Genomic DNA, 24270 nt, shown 5'->3' with positions numbered 1-24270 from the left:
CCCTAGTCGAATATGAATATTTGAGCGATAAAAGGTCTGTGTTTTATTGTTTTCGCTTTCTTCCTCAGTGGTGCTAGAAACAGTGCTTTAGTTGACAAGAGATCGTAAGACGTACTGTAAAATTCCGCCGTGGCGATAGTAATCAGCTTCACCCGGAGTGTCGATACGGACAACCGCATGAAACTCAATAACACTGCCGTTTTCTCGTGTCGCCCGAACTTCGACGGTCGGTGGTATAGCACCTTCGTTGAGTGCGCTTATCCCAGAGATATCGAATGTTTCGCTACCGTCTAGTCCTAAGCTATCTGAACTTTCCTCAGCAGGAAATTCCAGTGGTAATACCCCCATACCGATTAAATTCGAGCGGTGAATACGCTCAAAGGATTCTGCGATAACAGCTTTCACTCCGAGCAGAGCAGTTCCCTTTGCTGCCCAATCCCGAGAAGATCCCGAACCATACTCTTTTCCACCTAAAACAACTAGGGGTATATCTGCTTGTTGATACGCCATAGCTGCTTCATAAATCGATTCTTGGGTCTGGGTAAGGAAATTATACGTGTATCCACCTTCTACCCCATCGAGTAATTGGTTACGGAGTCGAATATTGGCAAAGGTTCCGCGAATCATCACTTCATGGTTACCACGTCGTGATCCATACGAGTTAAAGTCACGTTGATTAACACCATGGTCAGCCAGATACTGCCCAGCAGGCGAATCAGCCTTAATAGCTCCGGCAGGAGAGATATGGTCGGTCGTAACCGAATCTCCAAGCTTAGCGAGTACTCGTGCTCCAGTAATATTCTTAACCGGAGTCAGTTCCATCGTTAAGCCATCAAAATATGGCGCTTTGCGCACATAAGTTGAATCGTTATCCCAAGTAAAAGTCGAACCAGTCGGAGTTTCTAGGCTCTGCCAGCGTTCATCACCAGCAAAAACATCAGCGTAAGATTTTTCGAACATCTCTCGACTAACGCTGGTGTCAATTGTTTCTTGAACATCCTGTGGAGTTGGCCAAATATCGGCGAGGTAGACTGGTTGGCCTGCTTGGTCATATCCTAGCGGATCAGAAGCAAAGTCAATATCCATTGTCCCGGCCAAGGCGTAGGCAATAACTAGTGGTGGTGAGGCCAGATAATTCATTTTGATATCCGGGTTAATGCGACCCTCAAAGTTCCGGTTGCCAGAAAGAACAGAAACTACAGCTAGATCAGCCGCATTGATCGCCGCCGAGACTTCGTGTGGAAGTGGACCAGAATTACCAATACAGGTCGCACACCCGTAACCAACAAGATGGAAACCTAATGCTTCCAAGGCTGGCCAAAGATCTGCTTTCTCATAGTAGTCAGTCACTACTTGCGAGCCCGGTGCCATTGATGTTTTCACCCATGGTTTTGTGGTTAAGCCACGTTTGACTGCATTTCGTGCTAGTAATCCAGCAGCCATCATCACGGAAGGATTAGACGTATTTGTACAAGATGTTATTGACGCTATTGCTACTGCTCCATGATCGATATACGTGTCATGGCCGTTGAGCCGTATTGGCGTGATCTTATGTGGCCGATCAGTTCCAGGATCGGCGGTATACGATCTAAGAGCTTGCTGAAACTCAGCTTTTGCTCTCGAGAGTTCAATTCTGTCTTGGGGGCGTTTTGGCCCAGCGATAGACGGGACAACGCTCGATAGATCAAGTTCCAGATATTCAGAATACCGCGCTTCACGCTCCGGATCATGCCATAAGCCTTGTGCTTTACTATAGGCTTCGACCAGCGCTATATGTTCTTCTGGTCTTCCAGTTAAGCGTAAATAATCTAAAGTAACCTCATCGATAGGAAAAATTGCGGCAGTGGAACCAAATTCGGGCGACATATTACCGATCGTTGCCCGGTTTGCCAGTGGCACTGCAGCTACGCCTTGGCCATAGAATTCGACGAATTTACCGACAACTCCATGCTTGCGAAGCATGTCAGTGATGGTGAGTACGACATCAGTTGCAGTCGCTCCTGCCGGTATTTCACCAGAAAGTTTGAATCCAACGACCGAAGGAATGAGCATCGAAACTGGTTGTCCAAGCATAGCAGCTTCCGCTTCAATTCCACCTACTCCCCATCCGAGCACTCCTAGTCCGTTTACCATCGTCGTATGTGAATCTGTGCCAACACACGTATCAGGATAGGCAACTTTCTCACCGTGAGAATCAGTGACCATAGTTACCCGAGCAAGGTGTTCAATATTGACTTGGTGCACAATTCCTGTACCTGGCGGGACAACAGTGAAATTATCGAAAGTGCCCTGCCCCCAACGTAAAAACTGGTAGCGTTCTTCGTTTCGCCCGTATTCGATATCCATATTTCGCTCGAGGGCATTAGTTTGTCCAAAAACATCAATTTGCACTGAGTGATCAATGACCATTTCGGCCGGATTAAGTGGATTAATAGTGTTAGGATCGCCGCCTAATTGAGCTACTGCTTCGCGCATCGTTGCTAAATCTACGATGCATGGAACACCAGTGAAATCCTGCATCACCACACGCGCAGGGGTGAACTGAATTTCATCTTTCGGCTCTTCATCTGGATCCCACGAAGCAAGCGCACGAATATGATCAGCTGTAACATGTGTACCATTTTCTGTTCGAAGTAAATTCTCCGCAAGAATCTTCAACGAATAAGGCAACATACTGAACTCAGGCACGGCAGATAACCGATATATAGCGTATGTGTCACGACCAACAGTTAACGTAGATTTGGCGTGGAATGTATCGACACTCATGGGTGCTCCTTCAAACTATCTCAATATCAAGATACCAGAGATTTTGATACTTGTCTCACAAACGCGCAACCAATCACTATCTAAAATAATCCAGAAATACTGCCCCGATCGTCGATATCGATTCCCTGAGCAACAGGTTTTTTCGGTAGGCCTGGCATCGTTAAGACATCTTCCGTGTAAACGACAATAAATCCCGCTCCAGCGTTTACTTTCACATCTTTAACATGCAATACGAAATTATCGGGACTACCCAAAAGAAGCGGATCATCACTAAAGCTGTATTGAGTTTTTGCAATGCACACAGGCAGATGCCCGAAACCTAGTGCCTCGATATTAGCAATACGACGTTGCGCTACTGGACTAATATCAACACCTGTACCACCATAAACCCGCTGCACCACATGAGTAATCTTGGCTTCTATTGTTTCCTCGTCGCCATATGCAAATTGAACATCTGCCGGTTGGTCACACAATTGGATAACTTCACGCGCCAGTTCACTACCACCACGCCCTCCATCAGCCCACACAGAAGAACGTATACACCGCACTCCCAGTTTTTCGCACTCTGCAACAACGAGCGCAATTTCTGATTCAGTATCTGTCGGAAACAGATTGAGCGCTACCACTGTGGGTAACCGGTACACTCTTGTCATATTATTAACATGTCTGATGAGATTAGACAGACCTTTGCTTAGCGCATCTATATCCTCCCGCACCAAATCTTCTTGCGCTACTCCCCCGTGCATTTTAAGTGCTCGCACGGTTGCTACCACTACGCAACAGTTAGGCACAGTACCAGTAATGCGACACATAATATCGAGAAATTTTTCGCCACCTAAATCAGCACCAAAACCCGCCTCAGTAATCGTGTAATCAGTTAAACTGCGCGATAGCTTCGTGGCTAAAATGGAATTACAGCCATGGGCAATATTGGCAAATGGACCGCCATGGATAAACGCCGGAGTGTGCTCCAAAGACTGAACCATATTCGGTTTAATAGCATCTTTTAACAATGCCGCCATTGCTCCGACAGCCCCCAAATCATGTGCGGTAACTGGCTTTTTGTCATAGGTATAAGCAACGAGGATATTGCCAAGTTTCTCCTTCAAGTCATCAAAAGAAGTAGCGAGGCAGAAAATAGCCATAACCTCACTAGCAACCGTGATCTCAAAGCCATCTTCTCGGCTAACTCCATCAACACTCGATCCTAAACCACTAACAATATGTCGCAGCTGCCGATCGTTAATGTCAAGACAGCGCTTGATAAGGACCTGCTTTGGATTAATACCAAGCACATTACCCTGGTAAATGTGATTATCAAGCATTGCCACTAATAAGTTATTTGCCGCAGAAATCGCATGAAAATCACCGGTAAAATGGAGATTTATATCCTCCATCGGAACAACTTGAGCATATCCCCCGCCACATGCTCCGCCTTTTAAACCAAAAACCGGACCTAATGACGGCTCTCGCAAAGCCATCGAAACACTTGGGCCCATGCGGTGTAACGCATCGGCTAAACCCACCGTCGTCGTCGTCTTTCCTTCACCAGCTGGAGTTGGTGACATTGCGGTAACAAGCACTAGTTTATTCGTTTCAATCCGCGATTCATCAATAGCAGAGAGATCGATTTTGGCTTTATATCGTCCATACGTTTCAACACAATCTGAAGCTATCCCCAACTGTTGGGTAATCTCCGTGATCGGAAGCATCTGAGCTTGCTGAGCAATCGCTATATCTGGCAGATGTACCATAGTAGTGTCTTTCTAATGCGTAAAGTAAGCGACAGCTGAAGCGAAAATCTGCATGTTATAGTTGCCGGGAACATTAAGGTAGCACCCATCTGAGTAACGTTCAGTATGGCCCATTTTGCCAAATACCCGTCCATCATCACTGATCATACCCTCAACCGCAAAAATCGAATTATTAGGGTTAAACTCAATGCCGTTCGTTGGATTTCCCGCAAAATTAACGTATTGAGTGGCAATATTCTTCGCATCAATATTGCCAACAATACGACCTTCGCCATGCGATATCGGCACTCGGAAAACGTCACCTAAACCAACCTGACTCAACCATGGGCTGGTGTTATTAGCTACCCGAACATTGACTATTGACGATTGGTGACGTTTGATTGAGTTATAAGTTAGCGTGGGCATGTCCGACGTCGGATCCAGGATCTTTCCATACGGAAGCAAACCCAACTTAATCAATGCCTGGAAACCATTACAAATACCACCGATTAAGCCACCACGTTCGTCGAGTAGCTCTGTGATAGCCGCTGCAACCTTCGTATTACGCATAAAAGAAGTAATAAACTTTGCTGAACCATCAGGTTCGTCTGCGCCAGAAAAACCCCCAGGAATAAACAAAATATGAGCCTGAGATAACGCCGCAGCAAATGTCTCGATACTTTTTTCGATATCATCTACCGAAAGACTTTGAACAACCAACACTTCCGGCTCTGCTCCAGCTGCTCGCCACGCAGCCGCAGTTTCATATTCACAGTTCGTACCTGGGAAAACGGGAATAAGTACCCTTGGGCGATCTACCGGCGGGCCCGCATACTTCGTCGCCTCACCATCGGTCATTACCACCTCTGGAATGTCCGCCGAGTGCTCCGATCTTGCCGGATATACCGGCTCCAAAGTCTCTTCATATACCTCTTGGACTTTAGCGAGATCAATAGAAGTTTGACCATGCGATAGAGCAAACTCTTCACAGACTTCTCCGAGATATAACGCGTCCTCAAGATGCGATGTTGTTTCACATAAAAACCCGCCGCGAATAGGTACACAACTGGTTAACGGATCGAAATTCTCAGTAAAATTAATTCCATACTGATTGCCCAATGCCATTTTAACTGCGGCTTCAGAGATAGACGATCCAGTTAAGCTGTAGGCGCTAACAATCTCACCACGCCCGATCAGCTCAGCAAATGATTGAAAATATTGACGTGACAACTGTTGCGGAGTCATCAGATAAATCTTGTTACCTGGCTTTTTAAGCTCAGGAGAAATTATCGAATTAACCTCTCCTAAACTCACTGCGAAAGAAACCAGAGTAGGTATCACATCCATAGATTCAAATGTGCCACTCATCGAGTCTTTACCACCAATGGCAGCGATTCCAAGGTCTAATTGGGCTTGGAATGCTCCCATCAAGCTAGCTAAGGGTAAGCCCCACTTCGCCGGATCATTTTTCAGCGAAGGGAAATACTCTTGGAAACTGAGATGAACTTGGTTAGGATCTGCACCTGTTGCGATAATCTTTGCAACTGAATCGATCACTGCATCATAAGCGCCTTGATATGGATCATTTTTACTCAGCTGGGGGTTAAATCCATAGGCCATCACAGAACACGTCCGCGTGTTGCCATGCGGAACAGGTAGCTTATGGACCATCGCTTGGATCGGGGTCTTTTGATATTTACCACCCAACGGCATCAAGACAGTGTTCGCGCCAATGGTTGAATCAAATTGTTGGATGAGCCCTTCTTTGCTGCAATGATGAAGATCGCCCATCAAGTTTCGCACGCTAGACTCCCAATCGACCACTTGAGCTTCTTGCGGTTGGACTCCAGCGCGCACAAGAACATCAGCCTCTTTGGGGGCGCCGTTAGTATCAAGGAATGAACGATCTATGCGGACTACTTCCTGCCCCATATACGACATCGATAACACTGGTTGTGCAGTTACTTCAGCGACAACTGCCATCTCAACATTTTCGGCATAACACTGTTCAGCCAAGAAACAAAGATCTGCAGGATCAATAACTAATGCCATTCTCTCCTGCGACTCACTAACAGCGAGCTCTGTTGCATTAAGGCCATCATATTTCGTGTGGATCCGATCAAGATTAATTCGCAAACCATCGGCTAGCTCGCCAATGGCTACTGCGACTCCGCCAGCGCCGAAGTCGTTACATTTTTTAATACGTTTGGTAACTTCTGGATGCCGAAACAAGCGTTGTAGCTTCCGTTCTTCTAAAGCATTTCCCTTTTGCACCTGGGCGCCGCATTCGCTGACCGATGTTGCATCATGGGGGCGGGAAGAACCGGTTGCGCCTCCGATGCCATCCCGGCCAGTAGCCCCACCAATCAGGACAACAAGATCACCAGGTTCGGGTGTAGAACGTTGGATATCATCGTGCTTAACCGCCCCTAGCACGGCGCCGATTTCTAATCTCTTAGCGATATATGAGGCATCGTAAAATTCGTCGATAAACGACGTTGCTAACCCAATTTGGTTTCCGTATGAGGAATAACCATCTGCAGATACTTTCGCTATTTTACGCTGTGGTAACTTTCCTGGCAGCGTTTCTTCAAGCGGCTGAAGCGGGTTTCCAGCGCCTGTTACACGCATAGCAGCGTAGACGTAGGCTCGGCCAGACAGCGGGTCACGAATCGCTCCCCCGATACACGTTGCGGCACCGCCGTACGGCTCAATTTCAGTGGGATGGTTATGGGTTTCGTTTTTAAACAGCAACAACCATGGCTCGATTTTTCCGTCAACGTCGACGTCGACTTTAATCGTACATGCATTTATTTCATCGCTAATATCAAGTTGTTCTAGTTGTCCGCAGGCACGCAGATACTTCATCGCCATTGTGGCTATACTCATCAGCGTTACCGGCTTATCTGGGCTGATATCAGATTTAATGCGAAGGTAAGATTCGTATGCGCGTGAAACACGCTTATCCTCAATAACCACATTGGCTAGCTCGGTATTAAACGTCGTGTGCCGGCAATGATCTGACCAATAGGTATCAATAACCTTTAATTCGGTGACCGTAGGTTGGCGACCTATCCGAGTGAAATAATCTTGAACCATCGTTAGATCTGCTAGATCCATCGCAGCACCTGTGTTATCCGCGTAAGTAAGAAGCTCATCACGAGTCATATCAGTAAAGTTATCCACCTGAGGAACCCACTGTGCCGCAGTGGTATTCAGTGCAAGAGAGGTTGGTAAATCAAGCGGGACTTCATGCGAATCAACAGGATTTATCAGATAGGTTTTAATTTTCATTAACTCAGCATCAGTTATTTTCCCGTCAATAACGTATACACAGGCATAACTGACTCGTGGTTTTTCCACTTGTGCCATCATTTGGATACAGACTGCAGCACTGTCCGCACGTTGATCAAACTGTCCTGGCAAGTAGCTGACTGCGAAAACATGATCTTCTGGGCCCACCTCTAAGTCAGTGAAATAACGATCAACCGGAAGCTGTGCAAAAACATTTGTGATAGCCTGCGCAAACACCTCCTCTGTAAGATTTTCGCAGTCATAGCGGTTAATGATTCGTACACTATTTACTGCCGGAATATTTAAAAATGTCCTGATATCCTCGACAAGATTATCAGCAGCTGGATTCGTACCAGGTAGTGCTTCAACGTATATTCTAGAGATCATGGTACGCCTCAATTCTTTGAGCGGTTTGCCCAATATCAGTCCGGTAATGGCAATGAGTAAAAGAAACCTTTTCTACGTTGTCATAAGCAGCTTTAACTGCATGGTTGAGACTGTCGCCAAAACCAAGCACGTTGAGCACCCGACCGCCAGCGGTTTCCAACTGTCCGTCGTTATTCTGTTTCACACCCGCAAAAACAAGATAAGGTTCTACATTCGGTTCAATAGAAATAATGTCCCCCGTATGGGGTTTGTTTGGATATCCTTCACAAGCCATAACGACACAAGCGCTGTGTTTATCCGAAAAATCGACGTCGACGTCGGCAAGTCTTCCGTGACTGGTAGCTAAGAAAATATCTAAGAGATTGCCCCGTAACAGGGGTACGACAACCTGTGTTTCGGGGTCTCCGAAACGAGCGTTATACTCAATAACTTTGAGGCCCTCGGAGGTAAGCATCAGCCCAAAATACAAGCAACCACGAAAATCAAGTTTGTCTGTTTTCAAACCAGCTAAGGTCGGTTGCAAAATGTTTTGGTCAAACTCACTAGCTACCTCAGGGGTGAAGACCGGGTTAGGCGCAATACACCCCATCCCTCCGGTATTTGGCCCACGATCACCGTCAAAAATGTTCTTATGATCCATGCTCGATATCATTGGTTTGATGGTCCGCCCATCACAGAAAGCCAAAACAGATATTTCTGGACCAGTTAAATATTCTTCGATAATCACCGCAGCTGAACTCGCCCCAAACGTCAAGTTCACCATGAAGTCTTCTAAGACTTTCTCTGTTGTTATCCGCTCATGGGCAATAACAACGCCTTTGCCACGTGCCAAACCATCAGCTTTAATAACAACTGGATAGGTTGCTGTGCGGATGTACCGACGCGCCTGTTCAATATCAGTAAACTTAGCGTAGCGCGCCGTCGGAATTCCATGGCGTAGCATAAAATCTTTGGCGAAACGTTTCGAGCCTTCCAATTTGGCACCAGATTTGCGCGGCCCAAAACACGCTATTCCAGCATCTTCTAATGCATCAACAAGCCCAAGGACTAGCGGATCGTCCGGAGCAACGATACAAAAATCGATTCCTTGGCTTGTGCAAAATTCTACGATGCTATTTATATCCGTGGCAGCGATCTCGGGATGAGTGGTCGCAAATGTCATAGCATCGTTGCCCGGAATAACATCTAATGAAATATCCGGATTATCAGTGATAAGCCGAGTAGCAATGGCATATTCTCGCCCGCCACTTCCTATTAAACAAACTTTCACAGCCAACCTTTCTCAGTGGTGGAAGAACCGAGTACCATTGCAGATCATCACAATATTGTGTTCATTGCATTCGTCAATTACTGCATCATCACGAATTGATCCCCCTGGCTGAACGACATAAGAAACACCGCTTTTTACAGCGCGCTTAATGTTGTCTGAAAAAGGAAAGAATGCATCTGATGCCAGGCTTACCCCTTGCCATTGCACAAGGAAATTCTTTTTTTCTTCATCTGTTAACGGAGCAGGTTGCTGAACAAAATAGTTTTGCCATACGCCATCTAGGCAAACATCTTCTTCATGCTGATTAATATAGCTATCAATAACGTTATCGCGGGTAGCACGCCCAAGATTTTCTAGAAACGGTAATGCTAAAACTTTCGGATGCTGGCGCAAAAACCACGTATCTGCCTTATCTCCAGCAAGTCGGGTGCAATGAATACGTGATTGTTGGCCTGCTCCAACGCCAATAGTCTGTCCCTGGTATGCGTAACAAACCGAATTTGACTGGGTGTATTTCAGCGTAATCAAGGCGATCAAAAGATCTTGTTTGTTTTCCGCAGAAAGTTCCTTATTGCGGGTCACAATATTGTTCAGTAATGACTCATTTATGATGAGGTCATTACGACGTTGAGTAAAGGTAATACCGAAAACATCTTTAGATTCGATTGGTTCGGGTTCGTATGCTGGATCTATCTGAATTACTGTGTAGTTGCCGGTTCGTTTAGCACACAGTATCTCAAGAGCCTCCGGAGAGTATCCTGGGGCAATAACACCATCGGATACTTCACGTTTAAGGCACTGCGCAGTTACCGCATCACAGATATCGCTCAACGCCACGAAATCTCCGAATGAGCACATTCGATCAGTTCCGCGAGCGCGCACATATGCACATGCTAAACCAGATTCCTCAAGCCCTTCGATATCATCAGCAAAAGACATCTTTTTAAGCGTATCGGACAACGGTCGGCCAATAGCTGCCGAGGTTGGCGAGACGTGTTTGAACGAAGTTGCCGCAGGCATCCCAGTAGCTTTTTTCAACTCACGAACAAGTTGCCAGCCATTTAACGCATCGAGCAAATTGATGTATCCAGCTTGACCATTGAGCACCGTCAGAGGTAAATCCTGTCTATCTTTAATAGAAATATGTGCTGGCTTTTGGTGCGGATTATTGCCGTATTTCAGTTCTAAGCGATTCATGGGTTTACCTCATGTTTGTTGAACAGTGACATATTGATAATTTCGGATGTTTCTAAATCTAGTGTGGCTTCTAGTAGTGACACTTTGAGCTGTGGATTAATCGCATCCCAAATCTTGCGCCCAAGATTGTCTTCATGACTAAACATAACTGGTTCACCAGAATAACTAGGAAGCGGATCCCCATCGTCGTAATAGGTATGTATGCAGTGTCCAAGACCCGGCGTATAGGGATAGTGAAAATCAAAGTGTAACGATGTCTGCCCGGTTTCCTCTGCGGCTTTAATGATGTTTATTGAATATCCCTCTGGTTGGGCGATAAGAGAAATACGCGGAGTAAAATTCGGCGCATCGGGCTCGCAATCCCGTTCTTGGAGAGCTTCTGCAGGTAGCAAACCAGCAGCTAAACCTTGATATATTGTTTCGGTTTGATCACCATTGGTGAAGATGTGTGTCCTACCAAGGAAACGATAAATTGGATAAATAATAAGGCTGGGATCTGCAACTTCAGATGTGTCAAAGGCTTGAGTTCGAACAACTTCTCTGTCGTCAACAAAAATGCGGTTCTGGCTATTCGCGCTTCGTCCCATAATAAAGTAGACAATTGTAGCTGTCTTAGCATCAGGCGAAACAGAAAGAACAAGCGTACGGCCTGGATAGGTTTTGTTTCCGAGATAGGAAACAACGGATTTTGTCATCATATTAGTTACCTACAATTTCTTCAGATAAGCGTTCGATAACGCGTGGATACAGAACGTGCTCAACTTGTGTTAAGACGCGATGTTGGACATCTTCTGGACGATCAGTGTCATAAACCGGTACTACTTCTTGAGCAAGAATCTTCCCGCCATCACACACATCGGTAACATAGTAAACCGTAGCTCCCGAGATTTTGACACCGGCAGCTACTACTGCTTGATGGACTTTGATACCGTAGTATCCTTTTCCTGAGAATGCTGGAATTAAAGATGGATGGATATTGACGATCCGTTGTGGATACTGGCTGACGAAACGTGCACTAAGAATATTCATGTATCCTGCTAAGACGATGAGGTCGATGCGATAATCGCCCATTGCCCGAATTAATGCGTTGTCGTATTCATCTTGTGTTGCATAATCTTTGCCCCTGATGATGGCAACTGGTAGGCCAGCTTGCCGGGCGCGCACCACACCATATGCATCAGCGTTACTGCTCACAACCAGTTCTACCTGTCCATGACGCAGGACCTGCTTTCTAGTGGCGTCAAGAATTGCTTGTAGATTGCTCCCGTTCCCGGAAATAAAAACTGCTATTCGCGCTTTTTTCTTCACAATCGTTAGCCTTCTACTATGTTGACGAGTGTGTGCGAACGAATAACTCGACCTAGCACATAGGCTTTCTCACCATGCTGGGCAAGCAGATCTAATGTCTCGTTAACGTCAGATGGATCGACGATGCAGGTCATACCAACGCCCATGTTGAAGGTATTGAACATATCGCGTTCACTTATCTGACCAGCTTGTTGAATTACCGAAAAAATCGGTAAAACATCTACATCGGACCGGTTTATTACCACGCCCAGTCCAGCAGGTAAACTGCGGGGAATATTTTCATAAAAACCGCCACCGGTGATATGCGCTAAAGATTTAACGATTTTCTTGTTTAACAACTCTATTACTGGCTTGACATAAATCTTCGTTGGCGTAAGCAGGACCTCGCCTAAACATTGACCGGAAAGTTCCTCGTATGTTTGTTCAAGCACCCGCCGATCAGTCATGCGAAATACTTTACGTACCAGTGAAAAGCCGTTGGAGTGAACGCCAGAACTGGCAATGCCAATGAGTACATCATTTTCGCGAACAGTATTTTTATCGAGAAGATGTGCTTGGTCAACAATGCCATTACAGAAACCAGCAAGGTCGTATTCGTCTTCTGGATAGAAGCCGGGCATTTCAGCAGTCTCGCCGCCAACAAGTGGGATGCCTGCTTGGATACACCCCTCAGTAACGCCTTTGACGATTTCTTCAATCTTTGCCGGGTTATTCTTTCCACACGCAATGTAATCAAGGAAATTAATTGGCTTTCCGCCAACACACAACACATCATTGACGCACATAGCGACACAATCGATGCCTACGGTGTCATGTTTATCAAGTAAAAAGGCAAGCTTAAGTTTAGTACCCACCCCGTCGGTAGCAGAAACGAGTAACGGGTGTGCCATTCCTTGTGTATCGAGTGGAAGCAAACCTCCAAATCCTAGAGAATCAAAGTTTTCTTGCCCGCTCATCGTTTTCTTAATATGGTGACCGATTCGCGTCACAACTTCATAGCCGGCCTCAATATCAACGCCAGCATTTTTATAGCTTTCTGATTGTGAATCACGCATGATTATTCTTTTCCACTCCAACAGTAGGTACATAAACTATCTGGGTTAAGACCAATTGCTTCGATGATCCCGTCTAAGGTTTGAAACTCAACAGTGTCAAAGTTGAAACGTTGTGCTAATACAGCACGTAGCCGTTTACCTCTTTGCGAGGTAGGGTCTGCGTACTCGTCAATATGTTCTAGTCCCTCGTCGCCTTCTATTTGGCTAATAATTCGGCGGGTGATGAGATCATTTTTGCTTGTGCTTACAGAAAAATTGAGATATTTACATGTGTGCATCATCGGCGGGCATGCACTACGCATGTGAAGCTCTTGGGCGCCGTTTTCTTTCAGAAACTCAACGGTCTCGCGTAGCTGTGTCCCACGCACAATCGAATCATCAACAAATAAAATATTTTTCCCATTGATTAATTCTTTAATCGGCACCTGCTTCATTTTTGCTATCTCGTTGCGTGACCCTTGAAGATGTGGGAGAAAACTACGTGACCAGGTTGGAGTGTACTTGATATAGCATCGAGCGAATTTCACGCGAGATCTATACGAGTACCCCATGGCATGTGGAGTACCAGAATCAGGCACCCCACATACATAGTCAAGGCGGTCAAAGAGTTGTGGATCTGCCTCATTCTCTGCAAGGATTTCACCATTGCGATTGCGCATCATTTCAACATTGACATGTTCATATGTTGAGGTGGGGTAACCATAATAGTTCCACAGGAATGAACAGATTTTCATCTCTTCTTTGGGCGGCACTAATTGCTCTATCTTGTCAGGAGCGATTTTGACTACTTCGTTTGGCCCAAGCTCGCAAACATAGTGATATCCGAGTTTCTCGAATGAAAAAGATTCGAAGCTGACCGCATAGCCGTCATCGTCTTTGCCAATAATCATCGGCAAGCGACCCAACTTATCACGCCCAACAATCAACGAGCCATCGGCTAATAAGATCGTAAGGTTACACGACCCTTTAATCCGACTTTGCGCATACTCAATGCCCTCATGGAAGGAATCTTTGGTATTGATCAGTGCCGAAACAACCTCAGTTGGGTTAATCCGGCCACCGCTCAATGCATTAAACATTGGCCCTTTTTCAGCTAAAAGTTCCCCGCTTAATTCATCAGCATTCGTAATGGCACCAATAAAACATAGCGCATACGTCCCCAGATGCGAAGAAATAATCAAAGGCGATGGAGCATCATCAGCAATACAACCTATACCTGCTTGTCCAGACGCGTTTTGCAAAAAATTTGCGAAACGTGATCGAAAAGAATCCTTTTGAATATTATGTATCTCGCGTTGGAAACCGGTCTGGCTATTCCAGACCACCATGCCAGCTCGATAATTACCCAAATGACTGTGGTAGTCAGTGCCAAAGAAAATATCTTCTTGAACGTCCCGGGCGGACGTGAGCGCAAATAGGCCGCCCATATATTTAGCTTTCAGTATATGCAAAGAACAGCTTGTTCAGTTCAAGCGGCTCAATATATTCACCATTGCGATAAACACGCATATTTCCCGAGGCTATTTCATCAATCAGAATGACTTCTCCGTTTGCGTCATAACCAAATTCAAACTTGATATCGTACAGATCTAATCCACGATCTGCTATTTCGTCGGCAACAACACGGGTAATATCTTGAGTCATCTTCTTGATCGCATCATATTGTTCTGCACTCATCACTTCTAAAGCAACAAGGGCGTCCTTTGTTACCAACGGATCGCCCTTGTCATCATTTTTAAACGTCATTTCAACATAAGCTGGCAAGTCCGCGCCAAGCTCAACATATTCTGAATAACGTCGGTAAAAACTACCCACTGCCTTGTATCGACAGATAACTTCAAGCCCCTGACCAAACGGACTAGCTGGAAGAACTTCCATCGTCGTCTCATCGAAATTAGATGACACAAAATGTGTCTTAATCCCTTTTTCCTGCAAAATCTTAAAGAACAGTGTGGTCATTTTAAGATTGATCGCACCAACTCCATCAATAGAAAGGCCTACAGAGTTTTCTCCAGGATCAAAAACGCCATCTTTCCCAGTGACATCATCTTTAAACTCCAATTCGTAATTGCCGTTGTTCAAGGCAAAAACATTTTTTGTTTTGCCGGCATAAACTAGTTCCTTTGTCATCTGCGTTCCTTTTCTAATCAGTGTGGTGGGTTGAATATGCTGCCGAAATCTTTGTATTTTTAGCAAGAACTGCATGAGTATCTGCGGTTCGCAGTTCTTCGAGTGTGCGGGAAAGGGAAGCATTCTCAAGTGCTAAGATTTGACAAGCAAGAATCGCGGCATTTTTGGCACCATCAATGGCCACAGTCGCTACTGGGATACCAGATGGCATCTGAACAGTGGCAAGTAATGCATCCAAACCGTCAAGATTGTTCGATGTGCACGGAATTCCAATAACGGGCAAGACGGTATGTGCCGCTAGAGATCCAGCAAGATGAGCAGCCATGCCAGCGGCGGCAATAATTACTCCGTAGCCATTGTCTTTAGCTGAACGGGCAAATTCACGTGCCGCATCAGGTGTTCGGTGCGCGGATAAGACGTTAACAGTAAAATCAACTTCGTATTGTTGAAGAAAATGAATTGCTTTTTCGATAATCGGAAGATCGCTGTCACTTCCCATGACAAGAGCAATTTTTCGCAAGGGCCCTCCATATACAAAAATGGGCACATTCCATTGCAGAATGTACCCAGACGGACGATGAGTAAAACCTTGGCTTCACGTTGTTAATTCAACTAAAACCGCCAGTCACCAAGGCGATTTCACTCTAACAGTGAAATACGATAATCGTCCATCAACTTACGCGAACCTCTCACATAATGAAACAAATTATCTTAAATCCATCCCACATAGTAAACATTTAAGCTATTTTTGGCCCATCGCTTTATTGACAAGATAATCGACGACGACCGTAGGCATAACACCAGCAAGGGCAAAGATTGGTTTGGCACCACTAACTGCGTAACGAATTTTTGGCCGCACACTAGCGATTCCGGCAACAATCGCATTGGCTGTGCGTTCCGGACCATCAGCATGTGCATAGCTCAAGAGAAAAGCCCGCTTAAAGCCCGCCACCTGTTTCACATACACTTGATCATGATCCACGCTATCGACAACATCCATAGCATGATCCAAAAACTCTGTTTGTACCGGACCAGGCTCAACGATCGAAACGCGGATACCGAAACGTTTCACTTCCTGACGCAACGAATCACTCAGCGCTTCAACGGCATGTTTTGATGCCGAATACCAGCCACTTACCGGCAACGCAACCTTGCCAACAACCGATGCCACATTAACAATACGTCCCTCGCCAGCTGCTCGCATATAGGGCAACACTGCTTTTGTTATTCGCATAAGCCCAAAAACATTTACCTGGAACTGACGCTGCGCCTCAGCCAAACTAACATTTTCAAGCATGCCAAAACCACCGTAGCCGGCATTATTAACCAATCCATATATGCTGCCTTCAGCCTCGATGACACGACGAACTCCTTGTTCAACATCGTCATCACACGTAACGTCCATCCGCAAGAGTTTCGCACCCAACTCTTCCAGGGCTGCCATTCGTTCTACCCTACGCGCAGCTGCATAGACGATATACCCTTGAGAAAGTAGTTTTTCGACTACCAATGCACCAAAACCCGAGCTTGCCCCAGTGACTATCACAACCTTAGCTGACGTCATAAAAGTCTCTCTTTCTGGCTGGTGCTACCCTAGCGTCGTCACAACTTCAAGGTGATGAGTATGGGGGAAAATATCAAAGCCGTTCATCGATAGTACTCGGCGGCCAGTGGCAACCATAGCGGCCACATCGCGGGCCGCCGCAGCTGGATCACAGGAGACAAGAACGATTCGCCGAGCTTGGCTACGCCCAATTTGGTCTGCCAACCCAACACCCAAACCATTACGGGGCGGATCGGCAACAATAACATCGGCACCAAACTCAGGCAACACATTGTGCAGCTGCATAGTGCGGGCTTCAGCCCAGCTCAAACCTGCTAAATTCTTCGTCGCATCAGCACTAGCTTGCTCAGCACCCTCAATCCCCAAGAACCGGCCGCGTTTACCAGTTGCTCGGGCAAGTGGAACCGAGAACAAACCGGCACCAGAAAACAACTCTAAAACGCCGTCACCACTTCGTACACCAGCATGAGAGACTACCTCTCGCTGTAAAACACCCGGAGCTCGGAAATGCACCTGCCAAAAACCATCCGCTGCTACTCGGTAATCATAGAAATCATGATCACCAGCAACCGTCTCAGAGACATGATAATTCGCTCGAATCTGCGGGGCACTATAAACTTTACCGCCACACACTGCTACATTTTCCCCAGTTGATGGGGCAACAAAACGAATCCGCTTGCCTGACTTAAAAGTGGAATCCCAATTGTTATTAAAGATCATCTGAGCTAGATCTGGCACCACAAGAGGCAACTGGGTAAGGGAAACAAGATCATGAGACTGTTCTTTGTGCATACCAAACCCATGCGACATTTTAATTAGATCAACGCGTGTGCGCGTCCCCCATCCGTCGTTATTATCAACCGCAGAGACAACCGGCTCAATACCGGCTTTCGCAAGATGTTCATGAAGTTCTACTCCCCCAACTCGACGAATAGCAGAACGCAAGACCATTGTTTTCAGCTCGCGCTGGTAGGTAAGCTCAACATGAGAAAAATCAGCAGCTCCAGTTGCGCCAGCCATACCTTCACGCCAAACCGGCTCAATACGATGCACGCTTGGGACAACTACTTCACGCACTACTGCCCGTGCCCATTTAGCCCGCTCTTTGACGACCTCAACATCAACGGTCTCTCCAGGTAAAGCACCGCGGACAAAAATGACACGGTCACCATCACGGCCAACTCCGAGTCCGCCGTGTGCAATATCAGTAATTTCAAGGGTAAGGTTAGACATCTTTTTCTCCGCGTCCATAGTTTTCTTCATAGCTATCATCCACGTTCCAGCCAGAAACATCAATGAGGTAAGGCACTTCAGTGACCATCACTCCCGGCTCAAGCTTCAGTTCAGTAATTAATTTAGGTGTTAAATGACGAACATAGAACCTATCCCACCAGCCAGTGGATAACACCCGAGGAATAAACACTTCGATCACATCATGCGGATGAAATTTCCGCAAGGCACGAATATGTTCAATAAAAGGACCACGCACGGCACCACGCGGGGTCCCCAATATAGTAAGCGAGACCGGGATACGAGCCGCACTCCATTGCTCACGAACAAGGCGAGTCACAACTGGATCGATATCGAGCAAAACCGCCGATAACGAAGACAACCGGGTTGCACGCGCCCAGGCAACAGCTTTCAATGCCGGTTGGTCACACCGTTCAATCAGGACCAGTCCGTGCACTCGCGTTGGTAGTTGACGGCGGGCTACGTCGTCGTCAATCGCTAAAGCATGAGAAACCTTCGACTGTCCGCGGCGATGAGCCCACAAAAACACCCCAGGCACAATCAGCAATAATACCGAAGCCAAACTCCATGCCGGATGGACCCAAGAAATAAGCGCCAAAACCCCGGCATTTAGCAAACCGTATACAAGGAAAATCCACTGTAAAAAATATGCTTGGGAACGCTCAGCAGCATGCGTTGAATCGTGCAAAATCGACCGTGAACGATAAACCATTGCAGCCGACGTTACTAGCATCATCACCCCGATCACGAACAAACACACACTCGCTAAAGCTTTTGTTGAATCCAAAAAAGCGGTAGTAAACGTGGCTAAAAGAGCGATAATCAAAACTATTGTTTTACGCGGCCGAACTGCATCACTGGCCGCTAACCGGCGAGGCAACAGCGTATCGATGGCTAAATCTCTAATGAGGCGAGGCAACTGACGGTAAGACGTATATGCACCGGCTAGTCCCACAAACGCCAGCAATACGGCCATCACAACCGTTCCACTATAACCAAATATTGCTGTTGCTATGGGAATAGCTGGAACCGAAAGACGACGACCAGGTAAATACAAGACCACCGCAAAATACAAAGTAAGCGCAATAAGAAAGAAACCTGGGACAAAGAATCGCAAAAGGCGTCGAGTGCCCACTCGTCGATTTTCCGGTGACACCATCACACGTTCTGCCGTGATAACTAACAACGCTGCTGGAAAAAGCGCCCCTAAACTACTGTCAATTCGTGGGAAATAACGACTAACGAGAGGTGCAGATTCAAATGCTTCACGTCGCGCCTCATTAATGGCAACGTAATCAATATGCCCGAATGCTTCTCTTAGCAAACCTGCGAAAAGTAAAACAATAAGCCCACCAACACCAATATAGGTTAACCATCGCACCCAAAGAATCGGAGTCTCAAGCCGCGCATATAAGGTTGGGATTGCTAAAATCGCGATCGCCATCGGCGGCAGCCAGGACGCCCATGATCCTGGGCCCACAATAGCAACAATACCGATTGTGACTAGATCCACCCCCATCATGATCACGATTGCATAAGCCAATATTTTAGCTGCGGCGATCAGAATACCGGCCCATCCACCAATGTAGATATGCGCAATTTGATGGAGGGAACGACGCGGAACTGCGATATGCAACATGTGCAATGCGTATATTGTGACACTAAATCCAATTAATCCCAGCGAAAAAGCAAGGGAAACCTCCGCGCTGGTGATTGCGTGCGACGCAGAACGTAGAATAAGCATAGGGGTCGTGAGGACTACCATCCCGATCAACGTGATCGAGGCAGTCCGCGCGATGGCCTGGGAACTTTCAGTAGATTGTTTCATCACGTCAATAGGTTACGCGTAATCGTCAAGTAAGGTAGCGTTCTCATCGTGCATTTTGTCATTATGGGGTGCGGTAGGGTCGGATCGACTCTCGCCGTCAGTTTAGAAAAACGGGGTCATTCGGTGGCCATTATCGACTCAAATGCCGATGCTTTTCGGCGCCTCCCACCCGATTTCAATGGTCAGCAAGTCACCGGTGTGGGCTTTGACCGAGATGCCTTGCGACAAGCTGGAATCGAGGACGCGCATGGGTTTGCGGCAACTTCTTCAGGGGATAATTCAAATATTATTGCTGCTCGGGTTGTTCGAGATACCTTTGGCGTAAAAAATGTGGTTGCACGAATCTATGACCCCGAGCGAGCAGGAGTATTTAACCGTCTCGGAATCGATACTGTGACTCCAGTAACATGGAGTGCTGATCAGATGCTGCGCGAGCTGATTGCTACCGGACCACACGTCGATTACACCGATTCACAGTACGGCGTCACTCTCATTTGGGTAGATATCGATGAATCCTGGTACGGCATGGAGATTGGCGACATTCAACGCATTACTGATTCACGAGTTGCCTACATTGGACGCAACGGACAAGCTTTCTTCCCTCAACCGTCAACTATTCTCCAAGACGGGGATGATTTATGGCTTTTAGTTCAACAACAACGCACTCACGCAGTTCAACGAATTATGAATCATCAAGTTCAGGAGGATTACCGATGAAAGTTTTAATCGGCGGCGCCGGCTCTGTGGGACGCTCTATCGCCCGTGAATTAGCTGCGCGTGGACACGATATTCTTATCGTCGATCGGTCTCCACAAGCTATGCGAGTAGCCTCTGTTCCTGCCGCCGACTGGGTGCTTGGTGATGCGTGCGAACTTGATACTTTGCAACATATCGGTATGGACACTACCGATATCGTCGTAGCTGCGACCGGAGATGATAAAGCCAATCTTGTCTTGTCGTTACTTGCTAAAACCGAATTTGGTATTCCACGTGTGATTGCCCGAGTGAACAATCCAGCTAATGAATGGCTTTTCGACGAATCATGGGGCGTCGATGTTGCTGTCTCAACACCTCGAATAATGACAAACCTCATCGAGGACGCCGTTAGCGATGGAACCTTTGTACGTAAAGTTGATTTCATCGAAACGCAAGCGTCAATGTTTCAAGGACAAGTCGCTCCACACGCGCCTATTGCCGGTATGCTCGTCGACGATCTCGTTCTTCCCCCAGATATTTTACTTGCCGCGATCTTACGTGACGGAACAGCCATCGCCGCGGATCCTGATCTTACGTTCGACGTCGGAGACCAGCTCATCGTGATAGGTAACGTTCACGATGAACAAACTATTACGGAGCTGAATGTGCTTATTTCTGCTCCAGAATCTGAGGATCTTCCGGCTGCTGATCCACAACCGGAGCCAAGTTCCGAATCATAAGCCACGATAGCCAACACACTAAAGCGAAGAACGGTACGCCCATCACCAATTTGGCTATCCCTAACGCGTTTGTTGCACCCGCAAAATATAACGGCAATTGCACCGCCGCCCGGACTGCGAACAAACCTGCCCACATCCAAGTAATCGCATAGTAACGTTTGAGGGTGCTTTTCGTGTGCCGCCATGTACGGCCTTCGCCACGGAGCATCGCGATAAGCACTCCTAGCAGCGGCCAGCGTACAACTATTGATATGAGCAAAGCTGCCAGATACCCAACATTAACAACCAGTCCCCACACAAAAAAGTCTGCCGCCTGCCCGGTGCGCCAAGCCATCAATGCAGAGATGACCACCGCCCCCAAACCGCCTAGTGCCGGAGAAGGATCCACCCGAGAAATCAGCCGTCCAGCAATAGCAAGGGCTGCTGCTCCTAGGGAGATTCCTGCCGCTATGCCAATGTTGCCATAGATTGCGAAAATGACAAGAAAAACGACTGTTGGCACAATCGATTCAATTATTCCTCGCAAACCTCCCACTGCTTGCATGGCATCAAAATCAGCGGCGGTAATTACCGCAAGCGAGGAACGTTTATTAGTCATTATGACCTTTCACAATTGTGTACATCGGATTGTAGATACAGGGAATTCCTTGACGCTTAACCACTGCCCCAGAAACTCGCACACGCTGGCCGATGTCGAGGCAGTGAATCGTGCGCCGCGATTGGAAAACAAGTTGGAGCGTTGCATTTTTGACGTCGATATTAACCACGACTTCTGGCCGTAAGCCGTGTCCAGGATAGGTAATAGATGCTACTGTTCCAGTTACGCTTAGCGCCCTTCTAAACACTTAAGCTCCACGCTGCTTTTCGACTTGCGGAACGTGCAGTTCAAGTAGTTCACGTGGCGGGTGAGGAGTATTTCCACGAACGACGACGAGTTGGCGTGCGATACGCAACATCCGGTCAGCAATTTGATTATCCGAGCCGGCACGACCATATAACGTAATGCGTAACAGCCATCGCGGTCCATCGATTCCAATAAAACGATGGGGGGCAACTTGATGGGTATCGGGGACTGGGACTTGCGCATGAAGTTCTGTACCGAATGTTCCTTCAACTTCAATCGACGATCCGCCTTGTTGAGCAATAGAGGTGATCATATCGCGACGCACATCATTCCAGATACCGGTTGAACGAGGCGCAGCAAAAACTTGCAGTTGCATGGCGGCATCATCGATAACGTAGACAATTCCGTAAACTTTTTGTTTCGAATGATCAACAGAAAACTGAATCGAAGCATCGGGCATGACAGGAATCCACAAGGAACCAGCGTCTAGCAAATCCTCTTGTTGAGGATGGTCTGCCACATCATAAGGACCAGTCGTTATTTGGACCGAATGTTCAGGCTTGACACTGGCTTGACTCTCCCGAGACTCGCTCTTCTTTTTACGAAAGAACCCTGCCATTTTCCACTCCTTGTCACCGATAATGATTTTTCAAAAGCCACAGAAAAACTCGCCGGCGTAAGCACGGCGAGTTTATTCTATCAGGGCTTAGGAAGCACACTCAGTGCAGACCGGCAAGCCGTTTTCTTCGTATGCTAATTGCGACTTGTGGTGAACTAAAAAACATACCGAACACGTAAACTCATCATCCTGTGGTGGAACCACAGCAACAGAGAGCTCAACATTCGATAAATCTGCGCCTGGTAGCTCAAAACCTTCCGCAGCTTCAGTTTCATCTTCATCGACTGAATTAGATTGGTGATCTGATCGGCGAGCGCCGAGCTGCTCAAGGGAGTCTTCCTTGAGCTCTTCGTCTTGTTTACGAGGAGCATCGTAGTCAGTTGCCATGAATCGTAGTCCTTACATGAAATAACGCGTTCTGTCCCCCATGTTGTACCACTTTGTGGAACATTTGACAAGAGGTAATACAACGAATTTTGCAAACACACCGCTCTTATCTGCCAAAAACTGTGAAAGAATGGCACTCTAGAGCTGTATGAGGAGGACGAATGATTGAGCTTGAACTGTTAGGTTTACATCCAGATGGGAACCAGCTTTCCCTAAACGATGCTACGGGTAACCGGTATTTACTCCCGATTACTGACTCGTTACGCGCTGCACTGCGGAAAGATACTACTGTAGCCCCAACCCCTGACGATGATCTGAAACCTATGTCACCGCGGGAGATTCAGGCTCATATTCGCGCCGGAATGAGCGTGGCACAGGTTAGCGAAATTGCAACTGTTCCAGCGTCACAAATCACTGTCTTTGCTCACCCTATTTTCGCTGAACGCGAATACACTGCTAGTCGGGCTCGTAACTTTCGCCAAAGCGCTGACGCTGGCAGCATGACAATCGAAGAACTCGTTGTCTCTCGTCTCGTCCCCCGTGGCGTATCCGCAAATGAAATATCATGGGACGCCACCCGAGAAACAGGCGGCCCTTGGATACTTTCTGCAAGCTATACAATTGCAGACACCGACCACCAGGCAGCATGGATTATTAACACCCGCAGCCAAAGCGTTGAGGCAACTAATGATGAGGCAATTTGGCTAACTGAAACACAAATTCCTGCACCAACATCACCGTGGCGTCCGCTCAATACCCCTGAAGTCTCTCCGGAAATGACACCAGAAAATGTAGCTGAAAAAGCACCTTCTCGAGTAACAGCTATTGATGCGCAACCCGCATCGGCAGGTACTCCTTCAATAGACGATATGCTCGCTTCTCTCGATTCACAACGCGGGAAAACCCGGCGCATGCCCGGCGAAGATTTTTTCGACGGTGCTCATCCGGCAACGTCTGACACCGATTCCATACGTGATGCGACTGTAGTCGAATTACCTACTCGCCCACGTCCTGAACCAGAACCAGACGAATCCGCTGCAACACCTCCAACTGCAGACACCGCAGAGGGCAATACGTTGCCGTTAGGAAAAGAAGCCATCAAGCGCACTCCAAAACGCGCCCAGAAGCGACGCAACCGGCCGGCAATGCCGTCATGGGATGAGATTGTCTTTGGTGCGCCGAAAGACTAATTTTACCTGTT

At 47.1% G+C, this 24270-nt stretch carries 21 protein-coding genes and 1 riboswitch; of the genes, 3 read left to right on the top strand and 18 right to left on the bottom strand.

Annotated features, from left to right (window positions below; translation table 11 throughout):
- Positions 1-87 precede the first annotated feature (87 nt).
- From acnA to HC352_RS03705, 14 genes are all read right to left on the bottom strand, one after another.
- Positions 88-2766 carry an aconitate hydratase AcnA gene (gene acnA / locus HC352_RS03770; protein ID WP_168917650.1) on the bottom strand — a complete coding sequence of 893 codons (2679 nt, stop codon included), beginning with the start codon at positions 2764-2766 and terminating at the stop codon, positions 88-90.
- A gap of 80 nt (positions 2767-2846) precedes the next feature.
- Positions 2847-4520: a formate--tetrahydrofolate ligase gene (locus tag HC352_RS03765; RefSeq protein WP_168917649.1), complete on the bottom strand. Its 1674-nt coding sequence runs from the start codon at positions 4518-4520 to the stop codon at positions 2847-2849.
- A gap of 12 nt (positions 4521-4532) precedes the next feature.
- A complete protein-coding gene (locus HC352_RS03760; RefSeq protein WP_168917648.1) occupies positions 4533-8180 on the bottom strand; it encodes a phosphoribosylformylglycinamidine synthase in 3648 nt (1215 codons plus the stop codon).
- On the bottom strand, positions 8170-9450 hold the full coding sequence (gene purD, locus HC352_RS03755) for a phosphoribosylamine--glycine ligase (protein WP_168917647.1): 1281 nt from the start codon (positions 9448-9450) through the stop codon (positions 8170-8172). The genes HC352_RS03760 and purD overlap by 11 nt, the downstream gene beginning before the upstream one ends.
- Before the next feature lie 12 nt (positions 9451-9462).
- Positions 9463-10647, bottom strand: a complete 1185-nt coding sequence (locus HC352_RS03750; RefSeq protein WP_168917646.1) for a phosphoribosylaminoimidazolecarboxamide formyltransferase — start codon at positions 10645-10647, stop codon at positions 9463-9465.
- Positions 10644-11345, bottom strand: a complete 702-nt coding sequence (locus HC352_RS03745; protein WP_168917645.1) for an IMP cyclohydrolase — start codon at positions 11343-11345, stop codon at positions 10644-10646. The genes HC352_RS03750 and HC352_RS03745 overlap by 4 nt, the downstream gene beginning before the upstream one ends.
- 1 nt (position 11346) lies before the next feature.
- Positions 11347-11955 carry a phosphoribosylglycinamide formyltransferase gene (gene purN, locus HC352_RS03740; protein WP_168917644.1) on the bottom strand — a complete coding sequence of 203 codons (609 nt, stop codon included), beginning with the start codon at positions 11953-11955 and terminating at the stop codon, positions 11347-11349.
- A gap of 5 nt (positions 11956-11960) precedes the next feature.
- Positions 11961-13010 carry a phosphoribosylformylglycinamidine cyclo-ligase gene (purM, locus tag HC352_RS03735; protein ID WP_168917643.1) on the bottom strand — a complete coding sequence of 350 codons (1050 nt, stop codon included), beginning with the start codon at positions 13008-13010 and terminating at the stop codon, positions 11961-11963.
- Positions 13011-13012: 2 nt separating this feature from the next.
- Positions 13013-14437 carry an amidophosphoribosyltransferase gene (locus HC352_RS03730; protein WP_168917642.1) on the bottom strand — a complete coding sequence of 475 codons (1425 nt, stop codon included), beginning with the start codon at positions 14435-14437 and terminating at the stop codon, positions 13013-13015.
- A gap of 4 nt (positions 14438-14441) precedes the next feature.
- On the bottom strand, positions 14442-15140 hold the full coding sequence (locus HC352_RS03725; protein ID WP_168917641.1) for a phosphoribosylaminoimidazolesuccinocarboxamide synthase: 699 nt from the start codon (positions 15138-15140) through the stop codon (positions 14442-14444).
- Positions 15141-15153: 13 nt separating this feature from the next.
- On the bottom strand, positions 15154-15660 hold the full coding sequence (purE, locus tag HC352_RS03720) for a 5-(carboxyamino)imidazole ribonucleotide mutase (RefSeq protein WP_168917640.1): 507 nt from the start codon (positions 15658-15660) through the stop codon (positions 15154-15156).
- A 37-nt stretch (positions 15661-15697) separates the two neighbouring features.
- A riboswitch (ZMP/ZTP riboswitch) is annotated at positions 15698-15779 on the bottom strand.
- Between the two features lie 103 nt (positions 15780-15882).
- Positions 15883-16704, bottom strand: a complete 822-nt coding sequence (locus HC352_RS03715) for an SDR family NAD(P)-dependent oxidoreductase (protein WP_168917639.1) — start codon at positions 16702-16704, stop codon at positions 15883-15885.
- A 24-nt stretch (positions 16705-16728) separates the two neighbouring features.
- Positions 16729-17967, bottom strand: a complete 1239-nt coding sequence (locus HC352_RS03710; protein ID WP_168917638.1) for a class I SAM-dependent RNA methyltransferase — start codon at positions 17965-17967, stop codon at positions 16729-16731.
- The gene (locus HC352_RS03705; RefSeq protein WP_168917637.1) at positions 17930-19699 is read right to left on the bottom strand and encodes an APC family permease; all 1770 of its coding nucleotides are present in this window, start codon (positions 19697-19699) and stop codon (positions 17930-17932) included. Before HC352_RS03705 ends, HC352_RS03710 begins: the two co-directional genes overlap by 38 nt.
- Before the next feature lie 147 nt (positions 19700-19846).
- On the opposite strand from HC352_RS03705, the gene HC352_RS03700 reads away from it, so the two are divergent.
- Positions 19847-20500, top strand: coding sequence for a potassium channel family protein (locus tag HC352_RS03700; protein ID WP_168918599.1), 654 nt, complete (start codon positions 19847-19849; stop codon positions 20498-20500).
- Positions 20497-21219 (top strand): potassium channel family protein, encoded by a 723-nt coding sequence (locus tag HC352_RS03695; protein WP_168917636.1) that lies wholly within the window; start codon positions 20497-20499, stop codon positions 21217-21219. Before HC352_RS03700 ends, HC352_RS03695 begins: the two co-directional genes overlap by 4 nt.
- Here the strand turns inward: HC352_RS03695 and HC352_RS03690 are convergent.
- The 4 genes from HC352_RS03690 to HC352_RS03675 all read right to left on the bottom strand — a co-directional run bounded on the left by HC352_RS03690 (position 21149) and on the right by HC352_RS03675 (position 23069).
- Positions 21149-21817 carry a DUF3159 domain-containing protein gene (locus HC352_RS03690; RefSeq protein WP_168917635.1) on the bottom strand — a complete coding sequence of 223 codons (669 nt, stop codon included), beginning with the start codon at positions 21815-21817 and terminating at the stop codon, positions 21149-21151. The two genes, HC352_RS03695 and HC352_RS03690, sit on opposite strands and share 71 nt — an antisense overlap.
- Complete coding sequence (locus tag HC352_RS03685) at positions 21810-22064, bottom strand: single stranded DNA-binding domain-containing protein (protein ID WP_168917634.1); 255 nt, start codon at positions 22062-22064, stop codon at positions 21810-21812. Before HC352_RS03685 ends, HC352_RS03690 begins: the two co-directional genes overlap by 8 nt.
- Positions 22065-22682 (bottom strand): DUF3710 domain-containing protein, encoded by a 618-nt coding sequence (locus HC352_RS03680; protein WP_168917633.1) that lies wholly within the window; start codon positions 22680-22682, stop codon positions 22065-22067.
- A gap of 87 nt (positions 22683-22769) precedes the next feature.
- On the bottom strand, positions 22770-23069 hold the full coding sequence (locus tag HC352_RS03675; RefSeq protein WP_168917632.1) for a DUF4193 domain-containing protein: 300 nt from the start codon (positions 23067-23069) through the stop codon (positions 22770-22772).
- Between the two features lie 161 nt (positions 23070-23230).
- Between HC352_RS03675 and sepH the strand changes: the two genes are divergently transcribed.
- Complete coding sequence (gene sepH, locus HC352_RS03670; protein ID WP_168917631.1) at positions 23231-24259, top strand: septation protein SepH; 1029 nt, start codon at positions 23231-23233, stop codon at positions 24257-24259.
- Positions 24260-24270 lie beyond the last annotated feature (11 nt).

The sequence above is a fragment of the Arcanobacterium buesumense genome (genome assembly GCF_012563545.1).
GTDB lineage: Bacteria > Actinomycetota > Actinomycetes > Actinomycetales > Actinomycetaceae > Arcanobacterium > Arcanobacterium buesumense.
This window is presented reverse-complemented; position numbering and strand designations above follow the sequence as displayed.

Excerpts from the sequence above, each read along its gene's own strand:
- purM (WP_168917643.1), bottom strand. The coding sequence starts at position 13,010 with ATGCGTGATTCACAATCAGAAAGCTATAAAAATGCTGGCGTTGATATT.
- HC352_RS03730 (WP_168917642.1), bottom strand. The coding sequence starts at position 14,437 with ATGGGCGGCCTATTTGCGCTCACGTCCGCCCGGGACGTTCAAGAAGAT.
- sepH (WP_168917631.1), top strand. The coding sequence starts at position 23,231 with ATGATTGAGCTTGAACTGTTAGGTTTACATCCAGATGGGAACCAGCTT.
- HC352_RS03750 (WP_168917646.1), bottom strand. The coding sequence starts at position 10,647 with ATGAATCGCTTAGAACTGAAATACGGCAATAATCCGCACCAAAAGCCA.
- HC352_RS03745 (WP_168917645.1), bottom strand. The coding sequence starts at position 11,345 with ATGATGACAAAATCCGTTGTTTCCTATCTCGGAAACAAAACCTATCCA.
- HC352_RS03695 (WP_168917636.1), top strand. The coding sequence starts at position 20,497 with ATGAAAGTTTTAATCGGCGGCGCCGGCTCTGTGGGACGCTCTATCGCC.
- HC352_RS03700 (WP_168918599.1), top strand. The coding sequence starts at position 19,847 with ATGGGGTGCGGTAGGGTCGGATCGACTCTCGCCGTCAGTTTAGAAAAA.
- HC352_RS03710 (WP_168917638.1), bottom strand. The coding sequence starts at position 17,967 with ATGAAGAAAACTATGGACGCGGAGAAAAAGATGTCTAACCTTACCCTT.
- acnA (WP_168917650.1), bottom strand. The coding sequence starts at position 2,766 with ATGAGTGTCGATACATTCCACGCCAAATCTACGTTAACTGTTGGTCGT.
- HC352_RS03680 (WP_168917633.1), bottom strand. The coding sequence starts at position 22,682 with ATGGCAGGGTTCTTTCGTAAAAAGAAGAGCGAGTCTCGGGAGAGTCAA.
- HC352_RS03675 (WP_168917632.1), bottom strand. The coding sequence starts at position 23,069 with ATGGCAACTGACTACGATGCTCCTCGTAAACAAGACGAAGAGCTCAAG.
- HC352_RS03705 (WP_168917637.1), bottom strand. The coding sequence starts at position 19,699 with ATGCTTATTCTACGTTCTGCGTCGCACGCAATCACCAGCGCGGAGGTT.
- HC352_RS03760 (WP_168917648.1), bottom strand. The coding sequence starts at position 8,180 with ATGATCTCTAGAATATACGTTGAAGCACTACCTGGTACGAATCCAGCT.
- HC352_RS03715 (WP_168917639.1), bottom strand. The coding sequence starts at position 16,704 with ATGACGTCAGCTAAGGTTGTGATAGTCACTGGGGCAAGCTCGGGTTTT.
- HC352_RS03690 (WP_168917635.1), bottom strand. The coding sequence starts at position 21,817 with ATGACTAATAAACGTTCCTCGCTTGCGGTAATTACCGCCGCTGATTTT.
- HC352_RS03725 (WP_168917641.1), bottom strand. The coding sequence starts at position 15,140 with ATGACAAAGGAACTAGTTTATGCCGGCAAAACAAAAAATGTTTTTGCC.
- HC352_RS03765 (WP_168917649.1), bottom strand. The coding sequence starts at position 4,520 with ATGGTACATCTGCCAGATATAGCGATTGCTCAGCAAGCTCAGATGCTT.